Origin of the sequence: Blastococcus litoris, from assembly GCF_003075095.1 — a bacterium.
GTDB classification, from domain to species: Bacteria; Actinomycetota; Actinomycetes; order Mycobacteriales; family Geodermatophilaceae; genus Blastococcus_B; species Blastococcus_B litoris.
Genome location: NZ_QCZF01000001.1, coordinates 671,375 through 696,470, shown reverse-complemented (window position 1 = coordinate 696,470; position 25,096 = coordinate 671,375). Strand labels below are relative to the sequence as shown.

30 protein-coding genes are annotated in these 25,096 nt (G+C 73.8%); 16 read left to right on the top strand and 14 right to left on the bottom strand.

The annotated features are described in order from the left end of the window. Position 1: 1 nt before the first annotated feature. From DCS98_RS03470 to DCS98_RS03460, 4 genes are all read right to left on the bottom strand, one after another. Positions 2–901, bottom strand: coding sequence for a DUF1028 domain-containing protein (locus tag DCS98_RS03470; RefSeq protein ID WP_116449891.1), 900 nt, complete (start codon positions 899–901; stop codon positions 2–4). Positions 902–942: 41 nt separating this feature from the next. Then, complete coding sequence (locus DCS98_RS22810) at positions 943–1,107, bottom strand: hypothetical protein (RefSeq protein ID WP_164704347.1); 165 nt, start codon at positions 1,105–1,107, stop codon at positions 943–945. Between the two features lie 42 nt (positions 1,108–1,149). Next, complete coding sequence (locus DCS98_RS03465; RefSeq protein WP_116449890.1) at positions 1,150–2,130, bottom strand: LLM class flavin-dependent oxidoreductase; 981 nt, start codon at positions 2,128–2,130, stop codon at positions 1,150–1,152. Positions 2,131–2,196: 66 nt separating this feature from the next. Then, positions 2,197–2,817 carry an LURP-one-related family protein gene (locus DCS98_RS03460; RefSeq protein WP_241037107.1) on the bottom strand — a complete coding sequence of 207 codons (621 nt, stop codon included), beginning with the start codon at positions 2,815–2,817 and terminating at the stop codon, positions 2,197–2,199. A 120-nt stretch (positions 2,818–2,937) separates the two neighbouring features. Between DCS98_RS03460 and DCS98_RS03455 the strand changes: the two genes are divergently transcribed. From DCS98_RS03455 to DCS98_RS03435, 5 genes are all read left to right on the top strand, one after another. Beyond that, complete coding sequence (locus DCS98_RS03455) at positions 2,938–3,162, top strand: hypothetical protein (protein ID WP_116449889.1); 225 nt, start codon at positions 2,938–2,940, stop codon at positions 3,160–3,162. Positions 3,163–3,347: 185 nt separating this feature from the next. After that, entirely contained in the window at positions 3,348–4,178 is an 831-nt protein-coding gene (locus DCS98_RS03450) for a hypothetical protein (protein ID WP_116449888.1), read from the top strand. Then, positions 4,178–5,977 (top strand): fumarate reductase/succinate dehydrogenase flavoprotein subunit, encoded by a 1,800-nt coding sequence (locus tag DCS98_RS03445; RefSeq protein WP_206340069.1) that lies wholly within the window; start codon positions 4,178–4,180, stop codon positions 5,975–5,977. Before DCS98_RS03450 ends, DCS98_RS03445 begins: the two co-directional genes overlap by 1 nt. Continuing rightward, positions 5,974–6,729 (top strand): succinate dehydrogenase/fumarate reductase iron-sulfur subunit, encoded by a 756-nt coding sequence (locus DCS98_RS03440; protein ID WP_116449887.1) that lies wholly within the window; start codon positions 5,974–5,976, stop codon positions 6,727–6,729. Before DCS98_RS03445 ends, DCS98_RS03440 begins: the two co-directional genes overlap by 4 nt. 30 nt (positions 6,730–6,759) lie before the next feature. Beyond that, a complete protein-coding gene (locus tag DCS98_RS03435; protein WP_116449886.1) occupies positions 6,760–7,977 on the top strand; it encodes an MFS transporter in 1,218 nt (405 codons plus the stop codon). Here the strand turns inward: DCS98_RS03435 and DCS98_RS03430 are convergent. The 5 genes from DCS98_RS03430 to DCS98_RS03415 form a co-directional block, all read right to left on the bottom strand. Continuing rightward, positions 7,965–8,180 (bottom strand): hypothetical protein, encoded by a 216-nt coding sequence (locus tag DCS98_RS03430; protein WP_116449885.1) that lies wholly within the window; start codon positions 8,178–8,180, stop codon positions 7,965–7,967. The two genes, DCS98_RS03435 and DCS98_RS03430, sit on opposite strands and share 13 nt — an antisense overlap. Beyond that, complete coding sequence (locus tag DCS98_RS23520) at positions 8,177–8,509, bottom strand: gamma carbonic anhydrase family protein (RefSeq protein ID WP_241037105.1); 333 nt, start codon at positions 8,507–8,509, stop codon at positions 8,177–8,179. Before DCS98_RS23520 ends, DCS98_RS03430 begins: the two co-directional genes overlap by 4 nt. Further along, positions 8,437–8,760, bottom strand: a complete 324-nt coding sequence (locus tag DCS98_RS23515; RefSeq protein WP_241037103.1) for a gamma carbonic anhydrase family protein — start codon at positions 8,758–8,760, stop codon at positions 8,437–8,439. Before DCS98_RS23515 ends, DCS98_RS23520 begins: the two co-directional genes overlap by 73 nt. A 76-nt stretch (positions 8,761–8,836) precedes the next feature. Then, a complete protein-coding gene (locus tag DCS98_RS03420; protein WP_116449884.1) occupies positions 8,837–9,466 on the bottom strand; it encodes a maleylpyruvate isomerase family mycothiol-dependent enzyme in 630 nt (209 codons plus the stop codon). Positions 9,467–9,556: 90 nt separating this feature from the next. Continuing rightward, positions 9,557–9,898, bottom strand: coding sequence for a PspC domain-containing protein (locus DCS98_RS03415; protein WP_116450162.1), 342 nt, complete (start codon positions 9,896–9,898; stop codon positions 9,557–9,559). A gap of 116 nt (positions 9,899–10,014) precedes the next feature. Between DCS98_RS03415 and DCS98_RS03410 the strand changes: the two genes are divergently transcribed. The 5 genes from DCS98_RS03410 to DCS98_RS03390 all read left to right on the top strand — a co-directional run bounded on the left by DCS98_RS03410 (position 10,015) and on the right by DCS98_RS03390 (position 13,551). Further along, the gene (locus DCS98_RS03410; protein ID WP_116449883.1) at positions 10,015–10,245 is read left to right on the top strand and encodes a toxin-antitoxin system YwqK family antitoxin; all 231 of its coding nucleotides are present in this window, start codon (positions 10,015–10,017) and stop codon (positions 10,243–10,245) included. 3 nt (positions 10,246–10,248) lie between these two features. Beyond that, the gene (locus tag DCS98_RS03405; RefSeq protein ID WP_116449882.1) at positions 10,249–10,803 is read left to right on the top strand and encodes a hypothetical protein; all 555 of its coding nucleotides are present in this window, start codon (positions 10,249–10,251) and stop codon (positions 10,801–10,803) included. Positions 10,804–10,874: 71 nt separating this feature from the next. Then, positions 10,875–11,468 carry a carboxymuconolactone decarboxylase family protein gene (locus DCS98_RS03400; protein WP_116449881.1) on the top strand — a complete coding sequence of 198 codons (594 nt, stop codon included), beginning with the start codon at positions 10,875–10,877 and terminating at the stop codon, positions 11,466–11,468. After that, positions 11,465–12,334 carry an RNA polymerase sigma-70 factor gene (locus DCS98_RS03395; protein WP_116449880.1) on the top strand — a complete coding sequence of 290 codons (870 nt, stop codon included), beginning with the start codon at positions 11,465–11,467 and terminating at the stop codon, positions 12,332–12,334. Before DCS98_RS03400 ends, DCS98_RS03395 begins: the two co-directional genes overlap by 4 nt. 32 nt (positions 12,335–12,366) lie before the next feature. Further along, entirely contained in the window at positions 12,367–13,551 is a 1,185-nt protein-coding gene (locus tag DCS98_RS03390) for an NAD(P)/FAD-dependent oxidoreductase (RefSeq protein ID WP_116449879.1), read from the top strand. Between the two features lie 13 nt (positions 13,552–13,564). Here DCS98_RS03390 and ychF read toward each other — a convergent pair whose 3' ends face one another. Then, the gene (gene ychF / locus DCS98_RS03385; protein WP_116449878.1) at positions 13,565–14,638 is read right to left on the bottom strand and encodes a redox-regulated ATPase YchF; all 1,074 of its coding nucleotides are present in this window, start codon (positions 14,636–14,638) and stop codon (positions 13,565–13,567) included. Next, a complete protein-coding gene (locus DCS98_RS03380) occupies positions 14,635–15,849 on the bottom strand; it encodes an MFS transporter (RefSeq protein ID WP_164704346.1) in 1,215 nt (404 codons plus the stop codon). Before DCS98_RS03380 ends, ychF begins: the two co-directional genes overlap by 4 nt. A gap of 59 nt (positions 15,850–15,908) precedes the next feature. Between DCS98_RS03380 and DCS98_RS03375 the strand changes: the two genes are divergently transcribed. Then, positions 15,909–16,883, top strand: coding sequence for an ArsR/SmtB family transcription factor (locus DCS98_RS03375; RefSeq protein ID WP_116449876.1), 975 nt, complete (start codon positions 15,909–15,911; stop codon positions 16,881–16,883). 10 nt (positions 16,884–16,893) lie between these two features. Here DCS98_RS03375 and DCS98_RS03370 read toward each other — a convergent pair whose 3' ends face one another. Continuing rightward, the gene (locus DCS98_RS03370; RefSeq protein WP_116449875.1) at positions 16,894–18,096 is read right to left on the bottom strand and encodes an HNH endonuclease signature motif containing protein; all 1,203 of its coding nucleotides are present in this window, start codon (positions 18,094–18,096) and stop codon (positions 16,894–16,896) included. A gap of 75 nt (positions 18,097–18,171) precedes the next feature. Next, positions 18,172–18,612, bottom strand: a complete 441-nt coding sequence (locus tag DCS98_RS03365) for an MmcQ/YjbR family DNA-binding protein (protein WP_206340068.1) — start codon at positions 18,610–18,612, stop codon at positions 18,172–18,174. Positions 18,613–18,709: 97 nt separating this feature from the next. Between DCS98_RS03365 and DCS98_RS03360 the strand changes: the two genes are divergently transcribed. The 4 genes from DCS98_RS03360 (at position 18,710) to DCS98_RS03345 (ending at position 22,696) form a co-directional block, all read left to right on the top strand. Then, positions 18,710–20,197: an AlkA N-terminal domain-containing protein gene (locus DCS98_RS03360; RefSeq protein WP_277394595.1), complete on the top strand. Its 1,488-nt coding sequence runs from the start codon at positions 18,710–18,712 to the stop codon at positions 20,195–20,197. After that, positions 20,197–20,733: a methylated-DNA--[protein]-cysteine S-methyltransferase gene (locus DCS98_RS03355; RefSeq protein ID WP_116449872.1), complete on the top strand. Its 537-nt coding sequence runs from the start codon at positions 20,197–20,199 to the stop codon at positions 20,731–20,733. Before DCS98_RS03360 ends, DCS98_RS03355 begins: the two co-directional genes overlap by 1 nt. Before the next feature lie 53 nt (positions 20,734–20,786). Then, positions 20,787–21,881 (top strand): DNA recombination protein RmuC, encoded by a 1,095-nt coding sequence (locus tag DCS98_RS03350; protein WP_241037101.1) that lies wholly within the window; start codon positions 20,787–20,789, stop codon positions 21,879–21,881. A gap of 248 nt (positions 21,882–22,129) precedes the next feature. Then, positions 22,130–22,696, top strand: a complete 567-nt coding sequence (locus DCS98_RS03345) for a DUF6542 domain-containing protein (protein WP_116449871.1) — start codon at positions 22,130–22,132, stop codon at positions 22,694–22,696. Between the two features lie 69 nt (positions 22,697–22,765). Here DCS98_RS03345 and DCS98_RS03340 read toward each other — a convergent pair whose 3' ends face one another. Beyond that, the gene (locus DCS98_RS03340; protein ID WP_116450161.1) at positions 22,766–23,737 is read right to left on the bottom strand and encodes a 4-hydroxy-3-methylbut-2-enyl diphosphate reductase; all 972 of its coding nucleotides are present in this window, start codon (positions 23,735–23,737) and stop codon (positions 22,766–22,768) included. 132 nt (positions 23,738–23,869) lie between these two features. On the opposite strand from DCS98_RS03340, the gene DCS98_RS03335 reads away from it, so the two are divergent. Next, positions 23,870–25,063, top strand: a complete 1,194-nt coding sequence (locus DCS98_RS03335; protein WP_164704345.1) for a hypothetical protein — start codon at positions 23,870–23,872, stop codon at positions 25,061–25,063. The last annotated feature ends 33 nt before the right edge of the window (positions 25,064–25,096 follow it).

Sequence of the window (25,096 nt, the reverse complement as noted above, 5' to 3'; positions counted from 1 at the left end):
GTCAGGCCCCCGCGGGCAGGATCCGCTCGACGACGTCGGCCGGCATGAGCCCGGCCTTGCCGAAGCGCCGCGCCGCCTCGAGGAACTGCGGCGCGGTGCCGGCCAGCTCGCCGAGCATGTCGCGGGCGTCGTCCTCCCGGCCGGCGAGCGCGGCGACCACGGCCCGCCACATCAGCTGGTCGGGCTCGGTGCGCGGGTCCATCGGGCGCAGCAACTCGAGCTCCCGGTCGGCCGTGACGGGGTCACCGTCTATCGCCTGCTGGAAGTAGCGGACGACGTCCTGATACCGGACCTTCGTGATCAGCAGGTCCCCCAGCGCCGCGATCGGGTCGGTGGAGTCGTCGACCCGGAGGTCGACCACGGTGTCGTGCCAGGGGCGACCGGTCGTCGTCGCCCGGATGACCATGATCGCCGCGGAGCGGCGCCCCCGGAAGTCGCCGCCGGCCTCCTCCCCCGCCTGCAGCGCCGTCAGCAGCCGCTGGGCCAGCGGGCCGGCCGAGTTCTCGAACGACTCGACCATGGCCGGCCACACCCGGTCGCAGGTGGCCATGTTGGCCAGCGCCACGCAGGTCTCGCCCTGCAGGTGCCCGGCCGCGTCGACGCACTGGTGCCCGGTGTAGGCGGCGAGGTCGCCGTTCACCCCGAGGACGGCGACCTGGCGCCGTCCCGGGTGGGGGTCGACGCTGCTGAGCGCCGTCAGCACCTCCTGGGCGGTGAAGCCGCCCTGCAGCAGGTCGAGACCGACCTGGCCGTACATGGGCTCGGCCATCGACTGGGTCGCGATGACGCCGTGCCCGGGCAGCGCGAAGGGCACGCTGTTGCCGACGGCGAAGGCCTGCGACTGGGTGGCGACACCCATCTCACCGGTGTCGGGGTCTCGGGCGACGATCGAGTAGGTCACCCGACCGGCCTACCCGCGGCCCGCGCGGTGAACCCGGTCAGTCAGTCGTCGTCCTCGCTGCCCTCGTCCTCCTCGACGTCGTTGTCGGTGTCGTTCTCGACGGTGTCCTCGGCCGTGTCGGAGCCGCAGGCGGTCAGCGTCGCCGTCCCGCCGGAGAAGATCGCCGTGACGGCGACGAGGGTCGCGATCGAGCGTCGGATGCGCATGCCCGACGGTAAGCGGGCCGGCGTGGTCCCGCTGACCGGCGGTCAGTCCTCGAGCGCCTCGGCGAGCAGGGTGACCGACCGGAGGCGCGCCTCGGTGCTGGGCGCCTGGTGGGCCACGATGAGCTCGTCGGCGTCGGCCGCCTTGAGGAAGCGCTCGAGGTAGTCCCCCACCTCGTCGCGGGTGCCCACCGCGGTGTGGGTGAGCATCGTCTCGACGTGCATGCCGGCGCCCTGGGTGAGCAGCTGGTCGGCCTGCGCGTCGTCGAGCTGCTGGCCCCGGCCGAAGAGCCCGACGGCGAGGTTGCGCTTGACCGCCCGGAGGTTCCGGTGGGCCTCCTCCGCGGTGTCGGCGGCGACGACGTTCGCGCCGGCGATGACGTGGGGCTCCGCGAGCTGCTCGGAGGGCCGGAACTCGCGGCGGTAGGCGGCGACCGCGGGCTCGAGCATCTGCGGCGCGAAGTGCGAGGCGAAGGCGTAGGGCAGGCCGAGCGCGGCGGCCAGCGTCGCACCGAACATCGACGACCCGAGGACGTAGAGCGGGACGTTCGAGCCCTTGCCCGGGACGGCGTCGACGCCGGGCACGCGGGTCTCGCCCGCCAGGTACGCCTGGAGCTCGAGCACGTCCTGCGGGAACCGGTCTGCGGAGTTCGGGTCGCGGCGCAGCGCGTACATCGTGTTCTGGTCGGAGCCGGGCGCTCGACCGAGGCCCAGGTCGATCCGGCCGGGGTACATCGCGTCGAGGGTGCCGAACTGCTCGGCGATCGTGAGCGGCGAGTGGTTGGGCAGCATCACGCCGCCGGCGCCGAGCCGGATGCTCGTCGTGTGCGCGCCGACGTGCGAGATGAGGACGCTGGTCGCCGACGAGGCGATCGAGGGCATGTTGTGGTGCTCGGCGTACCAGACCCGGCGGTAGCCGTGCTCCTCGGCGCGCTGCGCGAGCGCGACGCTGGCCGCGATGCTGCTGCCCGCCGTCTCACCGCGGGCGATGGGGGCCAGGTCGAGGATGGATACCGGGATGCGCATGGAGGAGAGCCTTTCCGTCGTTGCCCTCTGCAACGCGGCGGGCCGGGCAGGGCTTCCCCCGGGGCGTCAGCGGCTCTGCAGGGCGTCCAGGGCGACGGCCATCGACGCCGCCACCCGGAAGTCCAGGCGCGGGTCGGGCACGGTGACCTCGTAGCGGTCGCGGATGGCCTTCTGCCGCTCGCTCACCATGACGGTCGCACCGGTGGCGGTGTCGACGAAGTCGAAGTGGAAGACGAACGGCACCCAGACGTCGCCGAGGTACGGGATCAGCTCCCAGATCCGGCGCAGGATCGCGATGACCGGACGGCGTTCCCGGCCCACCGACTCCAACCCCGGCGCGGACAGGTTCCAGGTGGAGCGCAGCAGGCTCGCGCCGAACTGCTTGCTGAAGCAGCCGATGACGGTGCCGTACTCGTCGAAGACGTCGTGCTGGGCGTGCACGTCGAGGCGCTGGCGCGCCGTGAACGAGAAGACCGCGCGGCTGCGGCTCTCGTCGGCGTAGAAGGTGATCTCCTCCTTGAGCTTCATCCGCTTCTGCTCGGCGAAGGCGAGCAGGTGGCCCTCGGCGCCGTCGGGAGCCGCGGCGCGGACCTCGTAGCGGTTCACCATCACCGTGATGCGCTGCTTCACGAAGAACCGCGGAACCACCATGGCGGCGGGCGGGTGCTGTTCCGATGGCACGGTCACGGGGCGGTGCTCCTGTCCTGGTCGCGGCGCGGGCGCCCATCCTGGCAGGCCGGCGGACCGCTCCCCAGGTGTTCCGGCGCCCGTCACCGGGGCGACACCTCCGGCACCCATGCTCGGGGGATGACGGCGTCCCCTCTCCTGGCCGGCTCGACGGGACGTGACCCGCGCGCCGCCCGACCTGCGCTCGGCCGGTCGGGGGCCACCGCCCACGCCGTCGCGCGGCCCGTGGTCGACGGCCTCGACGCGTCGCTCTGCGGACAGCTGGTCACCGTCTCGGCCTCGGAGGACTGGGCGACGGCGTGGTCCGGCGACCGCTGCGAGGAGTGCGCCCGCCTCGCGGGCTGAGGCCTCCCGTCCGGCGCGCCCCCGAGGACGCGCCGTCAAAGCCCTTCTCAGCGTCCGGGGTCCGTGATCCACTGCGCTCCTCCGCCGCGCGGGGCGGCGTCAGCGACGAGGCTGGAGGCAGCGATGCCGGTGGTGCCAGACGAAGCAGCTCCTCCGACCGGCTCCGAGCCCCACCACGCGACACCGTGACGACCACGGCTCCCCGCGGGACTGGAGCGGTCACCCCGGGGCGGGGCGACGGCGGACCGGCCCCCAGGCGCGCGGCGATCGCCCCACGGCACCTGCGCACGGACCGGTGGTGGGTCCAGCCGCTGGTCACCGTCGTGGTGCTGCTGTCCTTCGTCGTCTACTCGACCTTCCGGGCGTTCCAGAACGCCTACTACTTCGCCGAGCCCTACATCTCGCCCTTCTACTCGCCGTGCATCACGACGCAGTGCGAGGGCGACACCTTCCCGGAGTTCATCACCGGGCCGTCGTTCATCTCGCCGGCGATCTACATCCTGGTGATCCCGCTGGGCCTCCGGGCGACCTGCTACTACTACCGGAAGGCCTACTACCGGTCGTTCTGGCTCTCGCCCCCGGCGTGCGCCGTCGGGGAGCCGCACCGGCGCTACACGGGTGAGTCCCGGCCGCCGCTGCTGATCCAGAACCTGCACCGCTACGCGCTCTACGGCGCCCTGGTCTTCAACGTGATCCTCACCTACGACGCCGTCCTGGCGTTCCGCGATGAGACCGGCGCGTGGGGCCACATGGGTCTGGGCACGCTCGTGCTGCTGGCCAACGCCGCCCTGCTGTGGCTCTACTCGCTGTCCTGCCACTCGTGCCGGCACATCGTCGGCGGCCGGCTCAACCACTTCTCGAAGCACCCGCTGCGCTACAAGCTCTGGACCCAGGCCTCGAGGCTCAACGCCCACCACGCGAAGTTCGCCTGGCTGTCCCTGTTCAGCGTCGCCATCGCCGACGCCTACGTCTTCCTGCTCGCCACCGGCACGATCTCCGACCTGAGGTTCTTCTGATGGAACTCGAGAGGCACGAGTACGACGTCGTCGTCGTCGGGGCGGGGGGTGCGGGCCTGCGGGCCGCCATCGAAGCCCACGAGAACGGCGCCCGCACGGCGGTCGTGTGCAAGTCGCTGCTCGGCAAGGCGCACACCGTGATGGCCGAGGGCGGGATCGCGGCGGCGATGGCCAACCTGTACCCGGAGGACAACTGGCGGGTGCACTTCCGCGACACCATGCGCGGCGGGAAGATGCTCAACCACTGGCGGATGGCCCAGCTGCACGCGCAGGAGGCGCCCGACCGGGTCCGCGAGCTCGAGGACTGGGGTGCGCTGTTCGACCGGACGGCGGACGGCCTGATCAGCCAGCGCGACTTCGGCGGCCACCGCTACGCCCGCCTCGCGCACGTCGGTGACCGCACCGGGCTCGAGCTGATCCGCACCCTGCAGCAGCGCACGGTCGCCCTCGGCATCGACGTGTACATGGAGTGCACCGTCACCCGGCTGATGACCGACGACGAGGGGATCACCGGCGCCTTCGGCTACTGGCGCGAGTCGGGCCGCTTCGTCGCGTGGCAGGCGCCGTCGGTGGTGCTCGCGACCGGTGGGATCGGCAAGAGCTACAAGGTGACGTCGAACTCGTGGGAGTACACCGGCGACGGCCACTCCCTGGCGCTGCAGGCCGGCGCGACGCTGGTGAACATGGAGTTCGTCCAGTTCCACCCGACCGGGATGGTCTGGCCGCCGTCGGTGCGCGGGATCCTGGTGACCGAGAGCGTCCGCGGCGACGGCGGGATCCTGAAGAACTCCGCCGGCAACCGGTTCATGTTCGACTACATCCCCGACTTCTTCCGCAAGGAGACGGCGGAGACCGAGGCCGAGGCCGACCGCTGGTACGAGGACAAGAAGAACAACCGGCGACCGCCCGAGCTGCTCCCCCGCGACGAGGTCGCCCGCGCCATCAACAGCGAGGTCAAGGCCGGCCGGGGCACGCCGCACGGCGGCGTCTACCTCGACATCGCCTCGCGGCGGTCGGCCGAGTACATCCGCAAGCGGCTGCCCTCGATGTACCACCAGTTCAAGGAGCTGGCGGAGGTCGACATCACCGCCGAGCCGATGGAGGTCGGGCCCACCTGCCACTACGTGATGGGCGGGGTGGAGGTGGACCCGGACACCGAGGCCGCCCGCGTGCCCGGCCTGTTCGCGGCCGGCGAGGTGGCCGGCGGCATGCACGGCTCGAACCGGCTGGGCGGCAACTCGCTGTCGGACCTGCTGGTGTTCGGCCGCCGCGCGGGGCTGGCAGCCGCCGAGCACGCCCTCACGCGGATCGACCGGGTCGCGCTCGCCGAGGAGGCACTGACCGATGCCGCGCGCGCCGCCCTGGCGCCCTTCGACCGGGAGGGCGGGGAGAACCCGTACACGGTGCAGCACGACCTGCAGCAGACGATGCACGACCTGGTCGGGATCATCCGGACGGCGCCGGAGATGGAGCAGGCCCTGGAGCGGATCGCCGCGCTGCGGGAGCGGGTGGCGAACCTGTCGGTCGAGGGGCACCGCCAGTACAACCCCGGGTGGCACCTGGCCCTCGACCTGCCGCACATGCTCGTCGTCAGCGAGTGCATCGCCCGCGCGGCGCTGGAGCGCCAGGAGAGCCGCGGCGGGCACACCCGCGACGACTTCCCGGCCACCGACGCCGAGTGGGCACGGACCAACCTCATCTGCTCGCGTGCGCCGGACGGCTCGGTGGCGCTGACCCGGCAACCGCTCCCCCAGATGCCGTCCGAGCTCGCCGGGATCTTCGAGGAGGTGGCCTCGTGAGCTACGACGCGAGGTTCCGGGTGTGGCGCGGGGACGCCACCGGCGGCGACCTGCAGGACTTCACCGTGCAGGTCAACGAGGGCGAGGTCGTCCTCGACATCATCCACCGGCTGCAGGCGACCCAGGCCGGCGACCTCGCCGTCCGGTGGAACTGCAAGGCCGGGAAGTGCGGCTCCTGCAGCGCGGAGATCAACGGCCGGCCGCGGCTGATGTGCATGACCCGGATGGGGACCTTCGCCGAGGACGAGACGGTCACCGTCACGCCGCTGCGGGCGTTCCCCGTCATCCGCGACCTGGTCACCGACGTGTCCTTCAACTACGAGGTGGCCTCGCGCATCCCGGCCTTCACCCCCCGGCCACGGGAGGAGGACGGCAGCCACCGCATGCAGCAGGTCGACGTCGAGCGGTCCCAGGAGTTCCGCAAGTGCATCGAGTGCTACCTCTGCCAGGACACCTGCCACGTCATCCGTGACCACGAGGGCAACAAGGCGGCGTTCGCCGGCCCGCGCTTCCTCATCCGGCTGGCGGAGCTCGACATGCACCCGCTGGACGTGACCGACCGGCGCAACGCGGCGCAGGACGAGTTCGGCCTGGGCTACTGCAACATCACCAAGTGCTGCAGCGAGGTCTGCCCGGAGGGCATCCACCTCACCGACAACGGCATCATCCCGCTCAAGGAACGGGTGGTGGACCGCCGGTTCGACCCGCTCACCTGGCTCGGGTCGAAGATCGGCCGACGCCCCCGGGAGTGACCTCCCGCCGGGGTGCGAGGATCGCTCCCCGTGCGACTTCTCGGGCGGGGTGAGCTGCCGCGCGAGGTCGGGGTGCTCGCCGTCATCGCGTTCGTGGTGGCCCTCGGCTTCGGCATCGTGGCCCCGGCCATCCCCCTGTTCGCCCGGGCGTTCGGGGTGGGGACGACGGCGGTCGGGCTGGCCGTCAGCGCCTTCGCGTTCTTCCGCTTCGTGTCGGCGTTCAGCGGCGGCACGCTGGTCGAGCGGTTCGGTGAGCGGCTGGTGCTCGCAGCCGGCCTGCTGATCGTCGCCGTCACCACCGGGCTGGCCGGGCTGGCCGGCAACTTCCCGGTGTTCCTCGCCCTGCGTGCCGCGGGCGGGGTCGGCAGCGCAATGTTCACCGTCTCGGCGCTCTCCCTGCTCCTGCGGGTCGCGCCCCGCACCCACCGGGGCCGGGCGGCAGCGACCTGGCAGGGGGGCTTCATCCTCGGCGGCATCGCGGGGCCGGCGGCCGGGGGGCTGCTCGCCGAGCTCTCCCCGCGGCTGCCGTTCTTCCTGTACGCCGGGTTCCTCCTGGTGGCCGGCGCGGTAGCCGTCGCCATGCTGCGGACGGTGCCTTCCGCCACCGATCCGGGAGCGGACCCGGTGGCGGCCGGCCCCGACCTGGACGCCGGCCCCGTCGGGCTCCGCACGGCGCTGCGTTCCCGTGCCTACGTCGCGGCGCTGGTCGCGAACTTCGGCGTCGGCTGGGTGCTCTTCGGCGTCCGCAACTCGCTGGTGCCCCTCTACGTGACCGAGGAGCTGGGGCGCACCGTGGCCTGGGCGGGCGCCGGCCTGCTGGCCGGCTCCCTGGCCCAGGCGCTGGGCCTGCTCCGGTCGGGCCGGCTGGTCGACGGCTGGGGACGGCGACCGTCGCTGGTGCTGGGCTCGGCGACGGCGACCGCCTCGATCGCCGTCCTCGTGCTGCCCCCGGCGATCGGGGCGTTCCTGTTCTCCATGGCGCTGTTCGGGCTGGCGGCGTCGCTGCTGGCCAGCGCACCCGCCGCGCTGGTGGGGGATGTCAGCCCGGCGCGTGGGGGCCGGGTGGTCGCGGTCTTCCAGATGTCGGCGGACCTGGGGGCGATCGGCGGGCCGCTGGTCGCCGGGTGGCTGACCGACGTGGCCTCGTACCAGGTGGCCTTCGCCGTGACCGCGGGCGTGCTGGCTGCCGGCCTCGCGGCTGCCCTGGCCATGCGGCCGGTGGACCGCGCGGCGGCTCAGTCCTCCTGAGCCGCGGCCCGTCGCTCGGCGCCGGTCTCGCCCGCGTAGCCGACGTCCTGACCGGCCACCCGGCCGACGAACATCTCCGACTCGCCGGTGCCCGTGGTGGCGCCGGCGTCGGGTTCGTCGCTCGGGCCGCCGCCCGTGGCCCGCGACAGCGCCTGCGCGTCGTCGGGGTCGACGTCCTCCTCGGAGGGGCGGGGACCGGTCACGGCATGCCGTCGCCGAAGAAGGTGCCCGCCGGGGGCAGCGGACGGCGGACGACCGGCCGGACCTTCCGCGCGGCGGGCAGGCGTGAGGTGTAGCTCTCCGCGTTGGCGCGGATGTGCGCGAGGTCGTCGTCCGTGGCCTGCCGGACGACCTTCGCCGGGACGCCTGCCACGACCGGGCCGGGCGGCACCGTCGTGCCCGGCGTGACGACCGCGCCGGCGGCGACGATCGAGCCCGCGCCGATGTGCGCGCCGTTCATCACGACGCTGCCCATGCCGACGAGGACGTCGTCGTCGACCCGGGCCCCGTGCAGCACGACCCGGTGCCCCACGGTGACCCCGCGGCCGACCAGCAGCGGGGAGCCGGGTCGGAGTGCAGGCTGCAGCCGTCCTGGATGTTGGAGTCCGGCCCGATGACGATCACCTCCTCGTCGGCGCGGGCGATGGCGCCGTACCAGATGCTGGCGCGCGAGCCGAGGGTGACGGCGCCGACCACCACCGCGGTGGGCGCCACGAAGGCGTCCTCGTCGATCTTCGGCGCCCCGAACTGCAGCTCGGCGACGTAGTTGCTGTTGCCGGTCATCCACGTCCTCCCGGTGGTCGACGCGGAGTCTCGCGGATCGGGGGCCGGTTCGGGGAGGGTTTCGGCCGCGGTGCGCTCAGCCGACCGGCGCGAAGCGCGCCGACCCGGGTCCGCGCAGCCGCCCGGCGGGGAGGCGCCGCCCGCACACGAGCAGCAGCAGGTCCTGCGCCCGCCCCTCGACCGGTTCGCCGCTGCCGTGGCTCCAGTCGACGTCGTCGGCGCGGAGCTGCACGCCGTCGAGGTCGACGCCGAAGAAGGCGACCTGCCTCGGGCGGAGCCCACCGAGCACCAGGCGGACGCGTTGCGGGGAGACGACGTCGTCCCGGCCCAGGGGGGTGGACACGTCCAGGCCGTGGATGACGTCGTGGGACAGCGCGCCGAGGGGTCCGCCGCCAGGCGGGGTCCAGGGGTGCTCGACGTTGTCGCGCAGCGACTCCCACAGCTGGGCGCTGGACAGCTGGCGGGCGTCGATGCGTGCCCGGCGGTCGGCCATGCGGTCGAAGCTCCCCCGAGCCTTGGCGAGCTCCCAGCCGACCCGGCGCAGCGAGTACCGGAAGGGCATCGTGACGTGCGCGAGCACCTCCCGGACCCGCCAGCCGGCGCACAGGCTCGGGCTGTCCCACTCCTCCTCCGACAGCGAGGAGTAGAGGTGCACCTGCGCACGTCGCTCGGCCCCGACCGCCGCGGCGATCCCGGCGTCCGCCATGTCGTCCTCCTCCGGCGCCCCGACGGGCGCTGCGCACGGGCTCTCGGGAGGAGGACTGCGGTCCCACCGGCTACTCATCGCTGCTGCCCGTCAGGCGCCGGGGGTGCTCGCGCGCGCTCCCGAGAGCCGGGCGTGGATCCGGGCCACGAGCTGCTCGAGCGGGCTGGGCTCTTCCCCCGGGCGCATCGGGCCGGAGGGCATGAGCACCCACAGCAGCAGGTAGATCAGGACGCCGGCACCGCCCGCGACGGTGAGGCCGACGAAGCCGACCCGCCAGAGGACGGCGTCGATGCCGCTGTACTCGGCGAGGCCGCCGGCGACGCCGCCGACCATGCGGTCGGTACCGCTGCGGCTGAGCTGGGGCCGGGCCGGGCGGGGCTGCTCCGGCGCGGGCTGGTCGATGGGCGGGGTGGGCGGGACTGCGTTCGTCATGGCCACGAGCCTGCCGCGGGGGGCGTCGCGGGGACATCAGGTGACCCCCGGATCCGACCCTGGTTCCCAGGTCAGGGTGGTGGCCCTCCGTCAGCGGCCCGTGCTCTCATCTCCGCATGCCTCAGGCCGACTTCACCGACGGCGACCACGTCGAGCGGCACCGCGACGGCTCGATCCGCGCCCGCGGGCCCGTGCTGGACGGTCAGCCGCACGGCTACTGGGAGTGGTTCCGGCTCGACGGCACCATGCTGCGCTCGGGCTCGTTCGACCGGGGCCGGCAGACCGGGGAGTGGACGACCTACGACCGGTCGGGCGCCCCGTACAAGACCACGACGATGGCGGACTGAGACGTGGCGGAGAACGCGCGGATCAAGCCCGTCGAGCGGGCCACCAACCGGACGTGGGACGAGTGGCTCGCGTTCATGGACCGCATCGGGGCGGAGCACCTCGACCACAAGGCCATCGCGCTCCAGGTCTACGAGGAGATCGGCCCGACGCTCGACCAGCGCGGCTGGTGGACCCAGGCGGTCACCGTCGCCTACGAGCAGCACATCGGCCGGCGGATCCCCGGGCAGCGGCCCGACGGGACCTTCCAGACCAGCGTCAGCCGGTCGACGTCGCTCGGCATGCGCGAGCTGGTGGACCGGTGGGAGTCCTTCGCCGCCGGCGACGAGGAGGTGCTCGCGATCGTCGGGGAGGCGCCCCGGGTCAGCGGGACCGAGCGCCGGATCAGCTGGCGGGCCAAGGCCAGGGACGGCTCCGCGGTCGTCGTCATCGGCGAGCCGAAGAAGAACGGGACGGCATCGCTCGTGGTGCAGCACATGGGCCTGGCGACGCCGGAGCTGAACGAGGCAGCGCGCGAGCGGTGGGCGGCGATCGTCGGCCGCTTCCTCGGGTCGGTCTGACCAGGCGGGTGTCACACCCGGGCACCGGCCGGTGTCTCCATGTCGAACGCACCGACCGACCTGGAGGAGACATGGCGAACAGCACCCGGGTACCCCCGACCCGGATCACCGGCGTCTACGGGGCCCTGCTCACGGCGATCAGCAAGAAGATGCTCGGCCAGGTGCCCGACGGCGCCGGCGTGCTGTGGCACTACCCCGCCGTCCTGAAGGACTCGATGTCGTTCGGGCGCAAGGTCGACTCGTGGAACCGGCTGGACCCGAACCTGGCGTCGTTCGCGTCGATGGCCGCCGCCGGCGCGATCGGCTGCAGCTTCTGCCTCGACCTGCACTACTTCATGACCCACGACCGCGGGCTGGACGAGGCCAAGGCCCGGGAGGTGCCGCGGTGGCGGCAGTCGACCGTCTTCACGCCCGTGGAGCGGCGGGTGATGGAGTACGCCGAGGCGATGAGCCGGACGCCGCCGGCCGTGACCGACGAGATGACGGCAGCGCTGCTCGAGGACCTGGGCCCCGCCGCGCTCGTGGAGCTGACCGGCAGGGTCGGCTTCATGAACTCCAGCGCCCGGGGGAACGTCGCACTCGGCATCCGGTCGCAGGAGTTCGCGGCGTCCTGCGGTCTGCCGCCGCTCGCCGCCCGGACGTCGGACGGCGTCGCCTCGGCATGACCGACGACCCGTTCCTGGCCCACCGCAGCCTGCTGTTCACCGTCGCCTACGAGATGCTCGGCTCCGCCGCCGATGCCGACGACGTGGTGCAGGAGACCTGGCTGCGGTGGGCCGAGGCGGACCGGTCGGTGGTGCGGGACCCGCGGGCCTACCTGGTGCGCATCGTCACGCGGCAGGCGCTCAACCGGCTGCGCACCGTGGCGCGGCGCCGGGAGGACTACGTGGGCGAGTGGCTGCCCGAGCCGCTGCTGACCAGTCCCGACGTCGCCGAGGACGTCGAGCTGGCGGAGAGCGTCTCGATCGCGATGCTGACGGTGCTGGAGACGCTGGCCCCGACCGAGCGGGCCGTGCTCGTGCTGCACGAGGTGTTCGACGTGCCGTACGACGAGATCGCCGAGGCCGTCGGCAAGTCGGGCGCGGCGGTGCGGCAGATCGCGCACCGGGCGCGTGGCCACGTGGCGGCGCGGCGTCCCCGGATGGTGGTGAGCCGGGCCGAGCAGCAGCAGGTCGTGGACCGGTTCCTCGCCGCGCTCACCGCCGGCGACGTGCAGGGGCTGCTGGACGTGCTGGCGCCCGACGTCGTCGTCGTCGCGGACGGTGGCGGGCTGGCCCCTGCCGCGCTGCGGCCGTTCACCGGCCGGGCGCGGGTGGTCAACGCGCTGTCCCGGTTCGCGGAGCTAGTGCCCCGGGTGGAGATCACCACGCCGCTGGTCAACGGAGCCGTCGCCGCCCGGATCGACCCCGGCGGCGAGTTCGACACCGCGATCACGTTCGTCGTGGAGGGCGGCCGGATCACCCGGATGTACGCCATGCGGAACCCGCAGAAGCTGGGCAGGCTGGACGAGGTGGCCGAGCTGCGGCGTTGACGGAGTCCGTGGCCCTCTCCAGGGGAGCGGATGTGGGACGTGCAGAGGTGCTGATCGTCGGCGGGGGCAACGCGGGGATCTCGTTGGCCGCGCGGTTGCTGCGCGACGGCGTCCGGGACGTCACCGTGGTGGCTCCCCAGCCGGTGCACCGGTACAAGCCGCTGCTGAACTACGTCGCCGGCGGCGAGGCGTCGATGACCGACCTGGAACGCCCCATGGCAGAGGTGGTGCCCGACGGGTGCACCTGGGTCCGCGACAGCGTGGTGGCCGTCGACGCCGACGCGCTGACCGTCCGCACGCGGGGTGGCCGGACGCTGGGCTGCTCGACGCTGGTCCTCTGCCCGGGGCTGGTCGAGGACTGGGACGCGACGCCGGGCCTGCAGCAGGCGTACGCCGACGGCTGGGCGGCCTCCTCGTACGTCCCGGGCAGCACGCCGGTGGTGTGGCAGCGGCTGGCACCCCTCCGCAGCGGGACCGTCGTGTTCACGGTGCCGCCGGAGCCGGCGTCGTGCGCGCCGACGGCGCTGAAGCCGCTGCTCATGGCGTGCGACCACTGGCGGCGGGCCGGGGTGCTGGCCGACCTCGACGTGCGGCTCGTCCTGCCGGCGGCGACCGCGACGGGGATCCCGGAGGCCGACCGCTACCTGGAGGAGACCTTCGCCGGATACGGCGTCGACGTGCTCCGCGAGGCGCGGGTCGAGCGGGTGGACTGGGACACCCACGCCCTGACGGTCGCTTCCCCCGCAGGACGGCGCGTGCTCGAGGACGTCACCTTCGCGCACGCGGTGCCGCACTACCGGGCGCCGGCATGGATCGCCGAGGCCGGTCTGGCGGCCGACTCCTCCCCCGGCCTGGTGGACGTCGACCCGGAGACGCTGCGCTCCCGCCGGCACCCGTCGGTGTGGGCGATCGGCGACGCGGCGGACCTCGCCACCCGCCCCTCGGGCGGCGCACTGCGCAAGCAGGTGAACGTGCTGTCCAAGAACCTCGCGGCCGCGCAGAAGGGGAAGGAGCTCCACCGGTACGACGGCTACACGGTCATGCCGATCACCGTCGGGCGGCGGAAGCTGATGCTGAACGAGGTCGACCGCGACGGCCGGCCGAGCCCGTCGGTGCCGTTCCTCGACCCGTTCGTGCCCCGCCGCTGGCAGTGGTTCTTCGACCGCTACGGGCTGCCGCAGGTCTACTGGCGCCGCATCCTGCGCGGCCGGGTGTGACGCCGAGCCCCGGTCAGACGTTGAAGCGGAACTCCACGACGTCGCCGTCCTGCATGACGTAGTCCTTGCCCTCCATGCGGACCCAGCCCTTGGACTTGGCCTCGGTCATGGAGCCTGCCTCGACGAGCTGGTCGAAGGAGACGATCTCGGCCTTGATGAAGCCGCGCTGGAAGTCGGTGTGGATGACTCCGGCCGCCTGCGGGGCGGTCGCGCCGACGGGGATGGTCCAGGCGCGCGCTTCCTTGGGGCCCGCTGTCAGGTAGGTCTGCAGGCCCAGGGTGGCGAAGCCGACGCGGGCGAGCTGGTCGAGACCGGGCTCGTCCTGCCCGATGCCGGCCAGCAGCTCGGCGGCCTCCTCGGCGGGGAGCTCGGCCAGCTCCGACTCGATCTTGGCGTCCATGAGGATCGCCTCGGCCGGTGCCACGAGGCCGCGCAGCTCGGCGATCAGCTCCTCGTTGCCGAGCTCCTCCTCGTCGACGTTGAAGACGTAGAGGAACGGCTTGGTGGTCATCAGGCCGAGCTCGCGCAGGGGCGCCGGGTCGATGCCGGCGGCGAACAAGGTCCTGCCCTCGTTCAGGACCTGCTGCGCCTCGACGGCCGCCCTGTGCAGCTCGGCCTTCTCCTTGTCCTTGCGCATCTCCTTCTCGAGCCGCGGGATCGCCTTCTCGAGGGTCTGCAGGTCGGCCAGGAGGAGTTCGGTGTTGATGGTCTCGATGTCGTCGGACGGGCTGACCTTGCCGTCGACGTGCACGACGTCGGGGTCGGTGAAGACCCGGATGACCTGGCAGATCGCGTCGCTCTCGCGGATGTTGGCCAGGAACTTGTTGCCCAGGCCGGCACCCTCGGAGGCGCCGCGCACGATGCCGGCGATGTCGACGAACGACACCGTCGCCGGGATGATCTTCTGGGACCCGAAGAGCTCCGCCAGCTTCTCCAGCCGCGGGTCGGGCACGCCCACCACACCGACGTTGGGCTCGATGGTCGCGAACGGGTAGTTGGCGGCCAGCACGTCGTTCTTGGTCAGGGCGTTGAAGAGGGTCGACTTGCCGACGTTGGGCAGGCCGACGATCCCGATGGTGAGACTCACGGGTACTCAGGGTACGGGCCCGGTTCTCCTACCCGGGACGGCGTCGCGGCGTCGGCCGCGCGCCGCAGCGCCGGTGTCAGCCCGAGCGACACGGCCAGCGACGCCGCGGCCAGCACGCCGATCGCCGTCCCGGTGGGGACGACGTCGGCGAGGGCGCCAGCCAGGACGGCGCAGACGCCCTGGAAGGTCATCCGGACCGACGACTCGACGCCGAGCACCTGGCCGCGCAACGCCAGCGGGGTGAGGGCCACCAGCCACTCCTGCTGGGTCAGGGACGCGGCGTACCCGACGGTCGCGCACGCCACCAGGAGCGTGGCCGGCGGGATCCCCGGGTCGAGCAGGAAGACGAGGAACGGCGCGGCCAGGAGGACCCGCAGTCCCGTGTTCGTGCGCCTCCGGGCCCGGGCGTCGAGGAACCGGCCGACGACGAGGTCACCGGTCATCATTCCGACCGCTCCGGCGGCCAGCAGCCAGCCCGCCTGCTCGTCCGCGTAGGGCACGAACAGCGCCTCGCAACCGACCACCAGCCCGTTGGGGAGGCAGAGCGCGAGCAGCAGCGCGCGCGTGTGGCGGTGCGCCAGCAGCTCGCGGTTGCCCCGCCACGTCTCGCGGAAGCCGGCTCGCGCGGCCCGCCGGGGCGGCCGCTCGGCGATGCCCCACCGGAGCACCGGCACCGCCGCGCCCGACACCAACGTCGCGAGCAGGAAGACCTGAGGAACGGAGAACGCGGCGAGCAGCAGCCCGCTCGTGGCGAACCCGACCACCTGGAAGGCGCCCACGGCGACGTTCATGGTCGACCGGCCCAGCGCGAAGCTCTCCGCCGGCACGACCTGGCTGAGCAGCCCCCACCGTGCACCCGAACCGACGGAGAGCACGTACGCCGCGACGAGCACGACCAGCAGCCGGGTCGGCGTGCCCAGCGCCGGGATCGTCTGCAGGGCGAGTGCCGCGGTCGACACCGCGCCGACCTGCGTCAGGGTGCGCCGCGGTGGGGTCGCGTCGGCCGCCGACATGAGGGTGGTGGCGCCCAGGACCTGGGCCGTCGACGGGCCGAACATCGCCACCGCCGTCAGGAGGGCCGACCCGGTCTCGCGGTGCACGACGGTCGCCAGGGCGAGGCTCGACATCGTGGCGGCCACGGTGGCGAGGGCGCTGCTGCACCACAGGGCCCGGAACTCCCGGTGGGCGAACAGGGATCGGTAGGTCGGCACGCTGCGCACGCTCTCCCGCCCGGAGGCCCGCTCCCCAGAGTTTCGCCTAGGGTCGAAACGTGGGTGAGCTGATCGTCGATGCGGACGTGATGGCACGCGCCCGCTTCGGCACCTCGCAGCTCACGGAGACCCTCGCCGGCCTGAAGATCCTGCTGTCCGGGCAGGTCCTGCCGTGGCACCAGCCGTGGCGGGACGCGCACGCCGCGGCGCTGCGCGGGCGTCTGGCCGCCGACCCCGTCGCGGCGGCCCTCGTGCGGCACGCCTTCGCGCCGACGTGGACGGCGGACTTCCTGACCGTTCCACCCGCCGCCCCGAACCTCGCCCTCGACGAGGAACTGCGGTACCTGGAGTCGCTCGACGACGCCCGCATCCGGGCCGACCTCGAGTTCACCTCCGGCGCCCTGCCACGCGAGCTCACCGGGAGCGGCCTCGCGGCGACCGCGGCCGAGCTCCTCCGGTGGGTGTGGGAGCGCACCATCCGCTCCGAGTGGGACCGGCGGCTGCGCGTCCTCCGGGCGGACGTCGTCGCGCGGACCGCGCGGTTGAGCACCGAGGGTTGGTCCGGCGCCCTGGACGGGCTGGCAGCCGGGGTGCGCTGGCTGGCGAACGGCCGGATTCAGGTGAACGTGCACCCCTACCCCCCGCGTGACGTCCGCGGGAGCGACCTCATGTTCATCGCCGCGCACACCCGCGGTAGCTCCGTGAGCTGGCACCTGCCGGACCGGTACGCGCTGGTCTACCCGGTGGCCGGCGCACTGGCCGGGGAGCCCGTGCCCCTGCCCGACGCCCTCGTGCGGCTCCTCGGCGGGAACCGCGCGCGCATCCTCGGCCTCCTGGCCGCACCCCGCAGCACCAGTGCGCTCACCGCAGCAACCGGCTTGCCGCTCGGCTCCGTGGGCGGACACCTGCGCGTGCTGCTCGATGCCGGGCTGCTCGAGCGGCGCCGATCGGGCCGCGAGGTCCTGTACTGGCGCAGCGCTGCCGGCGAGCACCTGGTCGAAGCGGCGGGTGTCCCGGGACAGCCGGGAGCCTGAGCCGCCCGCGTCACAGCAGGAGCGGTGCGCCGATCAGGATCTCGGTGCCGTCGGGCCGCCAGGTGCGCCATCGGCCGTCGGGTTGTCGCTCGACGCGGAAGCCGTGGTGGACCTTGGTGTGGTGCCGTTCGCACAACAGCGCCGAGTTCTCGAGGTTGGTCTCGCCGCCGTCGATCCAGTGGACGAGGTGGTGGACGTCGCACCAGTGCGAGGGGGCGTCGCAGCCGGTGAACACGCACTGCTCGTCGCGCAGTTCCACGGCCTTGCGCAGTTGGTGGGGCACGACCCGGTGGGTGCGGCCCAGGTCCAGGGAGTGCCCGTCGGGACCGAACACGACCCGGCTGACGTTGCCGTCGCAGGCCAGCCAGCGGGCGCGGGCGGCGGAGATCTGCGCCCCGAACCCGGTGCGTGCGGCGCCCGGGCCGGTCGCCGGGTCGACGAGGTCGGTGAGGTCGATGCGGACGAACACGTGCGGCTTCACCGTCCGCAGGATCGGCAGCCGACCCGAGGCGAGGGTGGTGTCGGCCCACTGCACCAGCGCGTCGCCCTGCTGCTGGGCGCGGGTGCGCAGGTCGCCCTGGGACCGGGAGGCCTGCACCAGCGACTCCAGGACGGCGCAGAACTTCTCCCCGCCGACCGCGTCGAGCTCGAACCGGCCGCTCACGGTGCCGTCGTCGTGGCGGGCGATCGACAGCCGCCGCCCCTCGGTGGGATCGGGTTCGGGGCCATCGGGATCGAGCCGGGACAGCACGTGCCGCACGACCCGTCCCAGGTCCGCGTGCGGCTGAGTGCTCGCCACACCGGCCACCAGCCGGTCCAGTTCGGCCAGGTCGATCCCCTGCCCCACCGCCTCGGCCTGCACCTGCACCGACGCCAGCGGGGCGAGCACCGCCACCTGTTCGGCGGATACCTGCCCGGCCGCGGCGGCCACGGCGACCGCCGGCATCCGCTCCAGCGTCCGGCCGTTGCCCACCACCCGGGCCGCTTCCCGCGCGGAGAACCGCAGGTGCCCGCGCAGCCACGACCGCATCGACGTCTGCCCGTCCCGCTCGGACGCCTGCACGTTCTCGGCCGCACGCACGGTGGCGGCCAGCTCGGCGTCGACGGCGTTGCGCACCGCCACCAGCGCCCGGGTCCGGTCCAGCACCTGATCAGCGGTCACCAGGTTCTCGACGGGCTCGGCGTCCAGCAGCGACTGCAGCAGCTCCCGCACGACACCTCCCACCCGTTCGATCGAGTGTTCGAAGACTACCGCAAATGGAGTGCCTGCGCAGCGCGAATCCGCAGGTCAGCAGCCTGTCCACAGATCTCGTCGGGCGGTTGACAGGTCCTCGTCGAGAGGAGGCCGGACCACCGCTGCGGCCAGCCGCTTCGGGGCCAGCAGGCAGTAGCTGTCGGTGAGGAGCTCGGCCACCTCGACCCAGTCGACGCCGTCCCCCAGCACCATGCCGACCTCGTCCCCGCGCCATGGCGGCGCGAAGAAGGGCGCCCCGATCCGGCGCAGCGCCTCGAGCTCCGGCCCGGCCGAGCGGAACGTGAGGATCCAGCAGGGCCCTGCGGTCCCGGCGGCCCGGGCGTGGGACTGCGGCCGCCCCGCCACGATCTCCAGCACGTGCGCGAACGTCCGCCCGCGCACGCGCCACCGCGTGCCCACCCAGGCCCGTTCCTCGTACGTCTCCGGCAACCCCAGGGCGATCGGACGCAGCCGGGCGAGCAGCGTGGACTCCACGAGGGGATGACTAGCGCAACCGCGCCGATCGAGCGGTGTCACGGCGACGTCCGAAAACCGCCAGTGGGCGTCGTCCGCCGCTGGCATGCTCGTCGTCGTGACACCGCCACTGGACGCCGAGCGCTGCTACCGGGCCGTGGCCGGGCGGGACGCCCGGTTCGACGGCTGGTTCTTCACCGCCGTGCACACGACGGGCATCTACTGCCGCCCGTCCTGCCCCGCACGCACCCCCCTGGCCCGCAACGTCTCCTTCTTCACCACCGCCGCCGCGGCCCAGGGCGCCGGTTTCCGCGCGTGCCGCCGCTGCCGGCCCGACGCCGTCCCGGGATCACCGGAGTGGGACGTCCGTGCCGACGTCGTCGCCCGGGCGATGCGGCTGATCGCCGACGGCGAGGTCGAGCGTTCCGGCGTCCCGGGGCTCTCCGCCCGGTTGGGCTACTCGGAGCGCCAGCTGCACCGGCTGCTCGTCGGCGAGCTGGGGGTGGGGCCGCTGGCCCTGGCCCGCGCGCAACGAGCGCAGACGGCGCGGGTGCTGGTCGAGACCACCGACCTGCCGATGGCCGACGTCGCCTTCGCGGCCGGGTTCGCCAGCATCCGGCAGTTCAACGACACCGTCCGCGAGATCTTCGCGACGACGCCGAGCGACCTGCGCCGGAGGAGGCCGGGCACGACCGGTGCCGCTCCCGGCTGGCTGACCCTCCGGTTGGCCGCCCGCGCTCCGTACGAGGCGGCCGAGGTGCTGCTCTTCCTGGGTGCGCACGCCGTCCCGGGGCTGGAGGAGTGGGACGGGACGACGTTCTCCCGCGTCCTCGACCTGCCGCACGGGCCGGCCGTCGTGCAGCTCTCACCCGCCCCCGGTGGTGGCCCGGCCGTCATCGCCCGGCTGCAGCTGGCCGAGCTGCGCGACCTCGGGGCCGCCGTGACCCGGTGCCGCCGGATGCTCGACCTGGATGCCGACCCGGTGGCCGTGGACGACGTCCTGGGCGCCGATCCGGCCCTCGCCCCGCTGGTCGCCGCCGCGCCCGGACGACGGGTGCCCGCATCCCCCGACGCCGGCGAGCTGGCGGTCCGCGCCGTCCTCGGCCAGCAGGTCTCGGTCGCGGGGGCGCGCACGCTGACCGCTCGGCTGCTCCCCTTCGGCGCGCCACTGGCTGAGCCGGTCGGGACCCTCACCCACGCCTTCCCGCGGGCGGCCGCCCTCGCCGATGCCGACCTGAGCGCCGTCGGCCTGACCGGCGCCCGCCGGCGCACGGTCTCCGCGCTCGCCACCGCTCTCGCCTCGGGCGACATCGCGCTCGACCCCGGCGCCGACCGCGAGGGGGCCGGCCGGGCGCTGCTCGCCGTCCCCGGCATCGGCCCCTGGACGGCGGCCCTGGTCGGCCTCCGCGGGCTCGCCGACCCCGATGTCTGGCTGCCCGGCGACCTGGCGCTGCGCCGGTCGCTCGCCACCCTCGGCAGCTCGGATGCCGACGCCGCCACGCGGTGGCGACCGTGGCGGTCGTACGCCGTCCTCCACCTCTGGGCGCTCGCCGTGCCCTCCCTGTTCACCCGTCCGCTGCCCGCAGCCCTCCCGAGGAGCGCCTGATGACCGCCCCCACCGTCGCCCGCCACGCCACCGTGCCCACTCCCCCTGGCCCGTTCACCGTCGTCGTCGACACCGCCCCCGACGGCCGGGACGTCGTCGTCGCCAGCGGCTGGACCGCCGACCTCGCCGACCTCCTCCCCGTCGTGCACCGCTCGCTGCGCCCCGCGGGCAGCGAGCTCGTCGACCGTCTGCCGGTGCTCGACGAGGTGGAGAAGTTCTTCGCCGGCGACGTCACCTCCATCGACGACGTCGTCGTGCGCCAGCGCTCCGGGCCCTTCCTCCAGGAGGCGTGGGAGGTGCTGCGCACCGTGCCCGCGGGCCGGCCGGACACCTACGCCGCCTTCGCCGCGCGGTGCGGTCGGCCGGCAGCGGTGCGGGCGGCCGCCAACGCCTGCGCCCGCAATGCCGCCGCCCTCTTCATCCCCTGCCACCGCGTGCTGGGGTCCGACGGCGGCCTCGGCGGGTTCCGCTGGGGCACACCGGTGAAGCGCTGGCTGCTCGACCACGAGGCGGAGCACGCCCCCGTCCCCGCCTGACGAAGGACCCCGTCGCCCTGGAACTGTCGGACCCCTCCGGCACCCTCCGGGGCATGGACGCCGCTTCCCTGCTCACCGGTCTCCTCCTCGGCGCTCTGCTGGCCACAGCCGTCACCCTCGGCGTGGTCACACTGCTGGCCCGGCGCCGTCCCGACGACGTCGGGCTCGAGCCGGTGCACGAGTCGCTGGACCACCTGCACCGGCTGCTGGCCGGCATGGAGCGCGCCCGCGCCACCGCCCACGGCGAGCTGCGCGAGCAGATGGGCACGGTCGGCCAGGCATCGGCCCAGCTCAAGCACGAGACCGCCGCATTGGTCACGGCGCTGCGCACGCCGCACGTCCGCGGCCGCTGGGGCGAGGTGCAGCTGCGCCGAGTGGTCGAGGTGGCCGGCCTGGTCGAGCACTGCGACTTCGTCGAGCAGCCGGGCGGCACCAACGACCAGGGCGCCGGCGTCCGACCCGACCTCATCGTCACCCTCGCCGACGGGCGCCAGGTGATCGTCGACGCGAAGGTGCCGTTCACCGGCTACATCGAGGCGGTCCAGGCCACCGACGAGGCGGTGCGCAGGCAGCGCGTCGCCCTGCACGCCCGGCAGCTGCGCACGCACGTCGACGCCCTCGCCGCCCGCCGCTACCCGACGGCCTTCCGGCCGGCCGCGCCGTTCACCGTCCTGTTCGTGCCCTCCGACGGCTTCCTGACGACGGCACTGGAGGCCGAACCCGGTCTGCTCGAGTACGGCTTCTCGCGCGACGTCGTGCTGGCCACCCCGAGCACCCTGCTCGCGCTCCTGCGCACCGTGGCCTACTCCTGGCGGCAGGAGCGGCTGGCCCGTGACGCCGACCAGGTCCTGGAAGTCGGCCGCCGGCTGCACGCCCGGCTCAGCACGCTGTCGGGCCACCTCAGCCGGCTGGGGTCCGCACTCGGGACGACGATGACCCGCTTCAACGAGACCGTGGGCTCCTACGAGCGATCGGTCCTCACCGCCGCCCGCCGGTTCGACGACCTCGGTGTCGCCGAGTCGCCCGTGCCGACCCCCGAGCCGCTGGAGGCCACGGTCCGCACGCTGCGCCCGGCCGAGCCGGCCTTCGACGACGACGACGACGAGGACGAGGACGGCGCGATGGGCCGCAACGGCACGACCGGCTGACCCGGGGAGGCACCCGCACGGCCCACCAGCCCCGCCGGTCCCACCCATCCCGGGTGAGCGGGCGACGCGGCACCGTCCTGCGGGTGAGATGCCGTTCCGGTCGTTACCGTGGAGCCACACGTCGGCCAGGGAGGCCGGCCGCGGCCGCACGGGGACGGAGGAGCGCCATGGCGACAGCTGACGCATGGCCTCGGAGTGGGGCCCGGTCCGGTCGCGGGTCGTCGGCCGAGAGCCGCCCCGGCCGGCCGATGAGCGCCGACCGCGCATCTCGGCCGCAGACCTCCCGCCGCAGCGAGCCGCCGCGGCCGAGGGCCGACGGCCCGCGCGGTCGGGTCGAGGACCGCTACCGCCCCGAGGACCGCTACCGCGACGACGACGGCTACCGCAGCGCGCCGGTCGAGCGCCCCCGCGCGGCCGCACCGGCCCGCGAACGCGCGAGCGCCCGCCCGGCCGACACCCGCGGCGGACGGGTCCGCGGCGTGGTCGCCGTCCTCGGCGTGTTCCTGGTGACCCTCGGCGGTGCCGCCGTCGACTCCTTCGTCGGCATCGGCCTGGGCACCATCACCCTCGGCGCCCTGGTGGCGTCCACGGCACTGGCCACCGTGCTCGTCCGCCGCCGCGACGTCCTCTCCGTCGTCGTGGCGCCCCCGCTGGTCTTCCTCGCGGTGGCCGGCGTCAACATCGCCCTGGCGCCGTCGGCGAGCTTCACCCTGCCCACGGTGGCGACGCTCCTCGTGCGGGGGTTCCCCACCATGGGGATCGCCACCGCCGTGGCCATCGTGCTCGCGCTGTTCCGTCTGGTCTCCCGCCGCTAGGCCCGACCCGAACGGCGAAGAGCCCGTCACCGCATCGCGGGGACGGGCTCTTCGGGTCTTCCGGCGGGATCAGTCCCCGGCGCCGCGCGCGGCCTTCTCGGCGCGGCGCAGCTCGTGCGGCAGCGCGAAGACCAGTCGCTCCTCGGCGGCCTTGACCGTCTCGACGTCGCCGTAGCCGCGTTCGGCCAGCCAGTCGAGGACCTCGCTCACCAGGATCTCCGGCACGGAGGCGCCGCTGGTGACACCGACCGTGCGCACGCCCTCGAGCCAGGCGGGGTCGATCTCGGAGGCGAAGTCGACCAGGTGCGAATCACGGGCGCCCGCCTCCAGCGCCACCTCGACCAGGCGCACCGAGTTCGACGAGTTCGTCGACCCGACCACCAGCACGAGGTCGCACTCGGCGGCCATCTGCTTCACGGCCTGCTGACGGTTCTGCGTGGCGTAGCAGATGTCGTCGCTCGGCGGGGACTGCAGGCCGGGGAACCGGTTCTTCAGCTGGTCCACCGTCGCGAGGGTCTCGTCGACCGACAGCGTGGTCTGCGACAGCCACACGACCTTCTCCGGGTCGCGCACCTGGACGTTGGCGACGTCCTCGGCGCCGTCGACGAGCTGGATGTGCGACGGCGCCTCACCGGAGGTGCCCTCGACCTCCTCGTGGCCGCGGTGGCCGATCAGCAGGATGTCGTAGTCGTCGCGGGCGAAGCGCTTGGCCTCCTGGTGCACCTTGGTCACCAGCGGGCAGGTGGCGTCGATGGTGCGCAGCTGCCGGGCAGCCGCCTCCTCGTGCACCGCCGGGGAGACCCCGTGCGCGCTGAAGACGACGACGGAGCCCTCCGGCACCTCGCCCGTCTCCTCCACGAAGATCGCGCCGCGCCGCTCGAGCGTGGCCACCACGTGCTTGTTGTGGACGATCTGCTTGCGGACGTAGACGGGGGCGCCGTGGATCTCCAGGGCCCGCTCGACGGCGACGACCGCCCGGTCGACGCCGGCGCAGTAACCCCGGGGATCGGCCAGCAGGACCCGTCCGCGCTGATCAGCCATGCCGCCCATCGTAGGTGCGTTCGCGCGCCGGCTCCGGCGCGAGTGCGGTGGAACCGGACACGGGAGCCACGCAAGAGGGTGGATCTCGACACACCGGGTGTCGGGCCGCAGCTCGTGGGGCACGCTGTGCGCATGTCTCGTGAGATCCCTGAGGTTGTCCGCGCTGCCGCCGGCCTGGCGGCCACCGTCCTCGACGAGGCGCGCAAGCTGCCCGAGACACTGCCGGGCCTCCCGGTCCGCGTCATCGGGCTCGCCATGCAGCAGGCGATGAAGGTGCAGCAGCAGTACGCGGGCTTCGTCGCCCGCGGCGACGAGCTGTTCACCGGGCTGCGCGGCGAGGACGAGCCGGGCCTCGCCACCTTCGACGACGACGACGACGAGCCCGCGGCCCCGGTCTCCAACGGCTTCCGCGACTCCGCGTTCGACCGCGCCGAGGTGGAGGCGCTGCCCGCCGACCCGGCCGCCGACGCCGTCACCGCGGTGGTCGACGAGCTCGCCGACCAGGTCGAGACCGGTCAGCAGTCGATCGAGGAGCTCACCGAGGAGGCCCCGGCGGTCGAGGAGATCCTCGACGAGATCGCCATCGACGAGCTGGTCGACCAGGCGCCCACGCTGGAGGAGACCGCCCCGGCCACCCCCGCGCTGTCCGTGGTCGAGGACTCCCCCGCCACCGAGGACGCCGACGCGCTCGAGGGCGCGCTGCTGGAGTCCGACGACAACCCCGCCGCCACCTCGGCCGCGCAGGAGACCGCCGACGTCAGCACCACCGTCGACGTCGTGACGCCGGACGGCGAGATCGCCGCCGTCGAGGCCTCGGTCACCGACGAGGGCGTCGCCGCCCCCGAGACCGCGGATGCCGCGCCGGCGAAGCCGAAGAAGACGGCCAAGGCGAGCAAGAGCACGAAGCCGCGCACGAAAGCCGCGAAGGACGACGACACCTCGGCCACGGGCACGGACGCCGGCCCCGCCGCGGCCGACGACCAGAGCGGCTCGCACGGCGAGGCCACCACCGGTGCCCCCACCGAGGCCGGCAGCACCGACACCCCCGCGCAGGACGACGCCCCCACCGACGCCCCGCAGGGCCCCGGCGAGGTCTCTGGCTCCCAGGCCGTCGGCGCGGCGCCGGTCGACGGCTACGACGGCTTCTCGATCGCCCAGCTCCGCGGGCGTCTGCGCGGCTACGCCCTGAGCACGGTCCAGGACCTCGTCCGCTTCGAGGAGTCCACCCGGGCCCGCGAGCCCTACCTGCGGCTGCTGCGCAACCGCCTGGAGAAGCTGGAGCAGCAGGCCGTCGAGTCCAGCCCGCTGGCCCCGCGCGGCGCCTGACCGTCGGCCGGAGGCGTCGGAGGGGGATGGCAC

What these genes read in the sequence shown, in the direction of transcription:
- DCS98_RS03445 (WP_206340069.1), top strand. Translation starts at nt 4,178, where the DNA reads ATGGAACTCGAGAGGCACGAGTACGACGTCGTCGTCGTCGGGGCGGGG.
- DCS98_RS03335 (WP_164704345.1), top strand. Translation starts at nt 23,870, where the DNA reads ATGTCTCGTGAGATCCCTGAGGTTGTCCGCGCTGCCGCCGGCCTGGCG.
- DCS98_RS22810 (WP_164704347.1), bottom strand. Translation starts at nt 1,107, where the DNA reads ATGCGCATCCGACGCTCGATCGCGACCCTCGTCGCCGTCACGGCGATC.
- DCS98_RS03400 (WP_116449881.1), top strand. Translation starts at nt 10,875, where the DNA reads ATGGCGAACAGCACCCGGGTACCCCCGACCCGGATCACCGGCGTCTAC.
- DCS98_RS03350 (WP_241037101.1), top strand. Translation starts at nt 20,787, where the DNA reads ATGGACGCCGCTTCCCTGCTCACCGGTCTCCTCCTCGGCGCTCTGCTG.
- DCS98_RS03465 (WP_116449890.1), bottom strand. Translation starts at nt 2,130, where the DNA reads ATGCGCATCCCGGTATCCATCCTCGACCTGGCCCCCATCGCCCGCGGT.
- DCS98_RS23515 (WP_241037103.1), bottom strand. Translation starts at nt 8,760, where the DNA reads ATGACCGGCAACAGCAACTACGTCGCCGAGCTGCAGTTCGGGGCGCCG.
- DCS98_RS03355 (WP_116449872.1), top strand. Translation starts at nt 20,197, where the DNA reads ATGACCGCCCCCACCGTCGCCCGCCACGCCACCGTGCCCACTCCCCCT.
- DCS98_RS03415 (WP_116450162.1), bottom strand. Translation starts at nt 9,898, where the DNA reads ATGACGAACGCAGTCCCGCCCACCCCGCCCATCGACCAGCCCGCGCCG.
- DCS98_RS03420 (WP_116449884.1), bottom strand. Translation starts at nt 9,466, where the DNA reads ATGGCGGACGCCGGGATCGCCGCGGCGGTCGGGGCCGAGCGACGTGCG.
- DCS98_RS03410 (WP_116449883.1), top strand. Translation starts at nt 10,015, where the DNA reads ATGCCTCAGGCCGACTTCACCGACGGCGACCACGTCGAGCGGCACCGC.
- DCS98_RS03340 (WP_116450161.1), bottom strand. Translation starts at nt 23,737, where the DNA reads ATGGCTGATCAGCGCGGACGGGTCCTGCTGGCCGATCCCCGGGGTTAC.
- DCS98_RS03455 (WP_116449889.1), top strand. Translation starts at nt 2,938, where the DNA reads ATGACGGCGTCCCCTCTCCTGGCCGGCTCGACGGGACGTGACCCGCGC.
- DCS98_RS03395 (WP_116449880.1), top strand. Translation starts at nt 11,465, where the DNA reads ATGACCGACGACCCGTTCCTGGCCCACCGCAGCCTGCTGTTCACCGTC.
- DCS98_RS03345 (WP_116449871.1), top strand. Translation starts at nt 22,130, where the DNA reads ATGAGCGCCGACCGCGCATCTCGGCCGCAGACCTCCCGCCGCAGCGAG.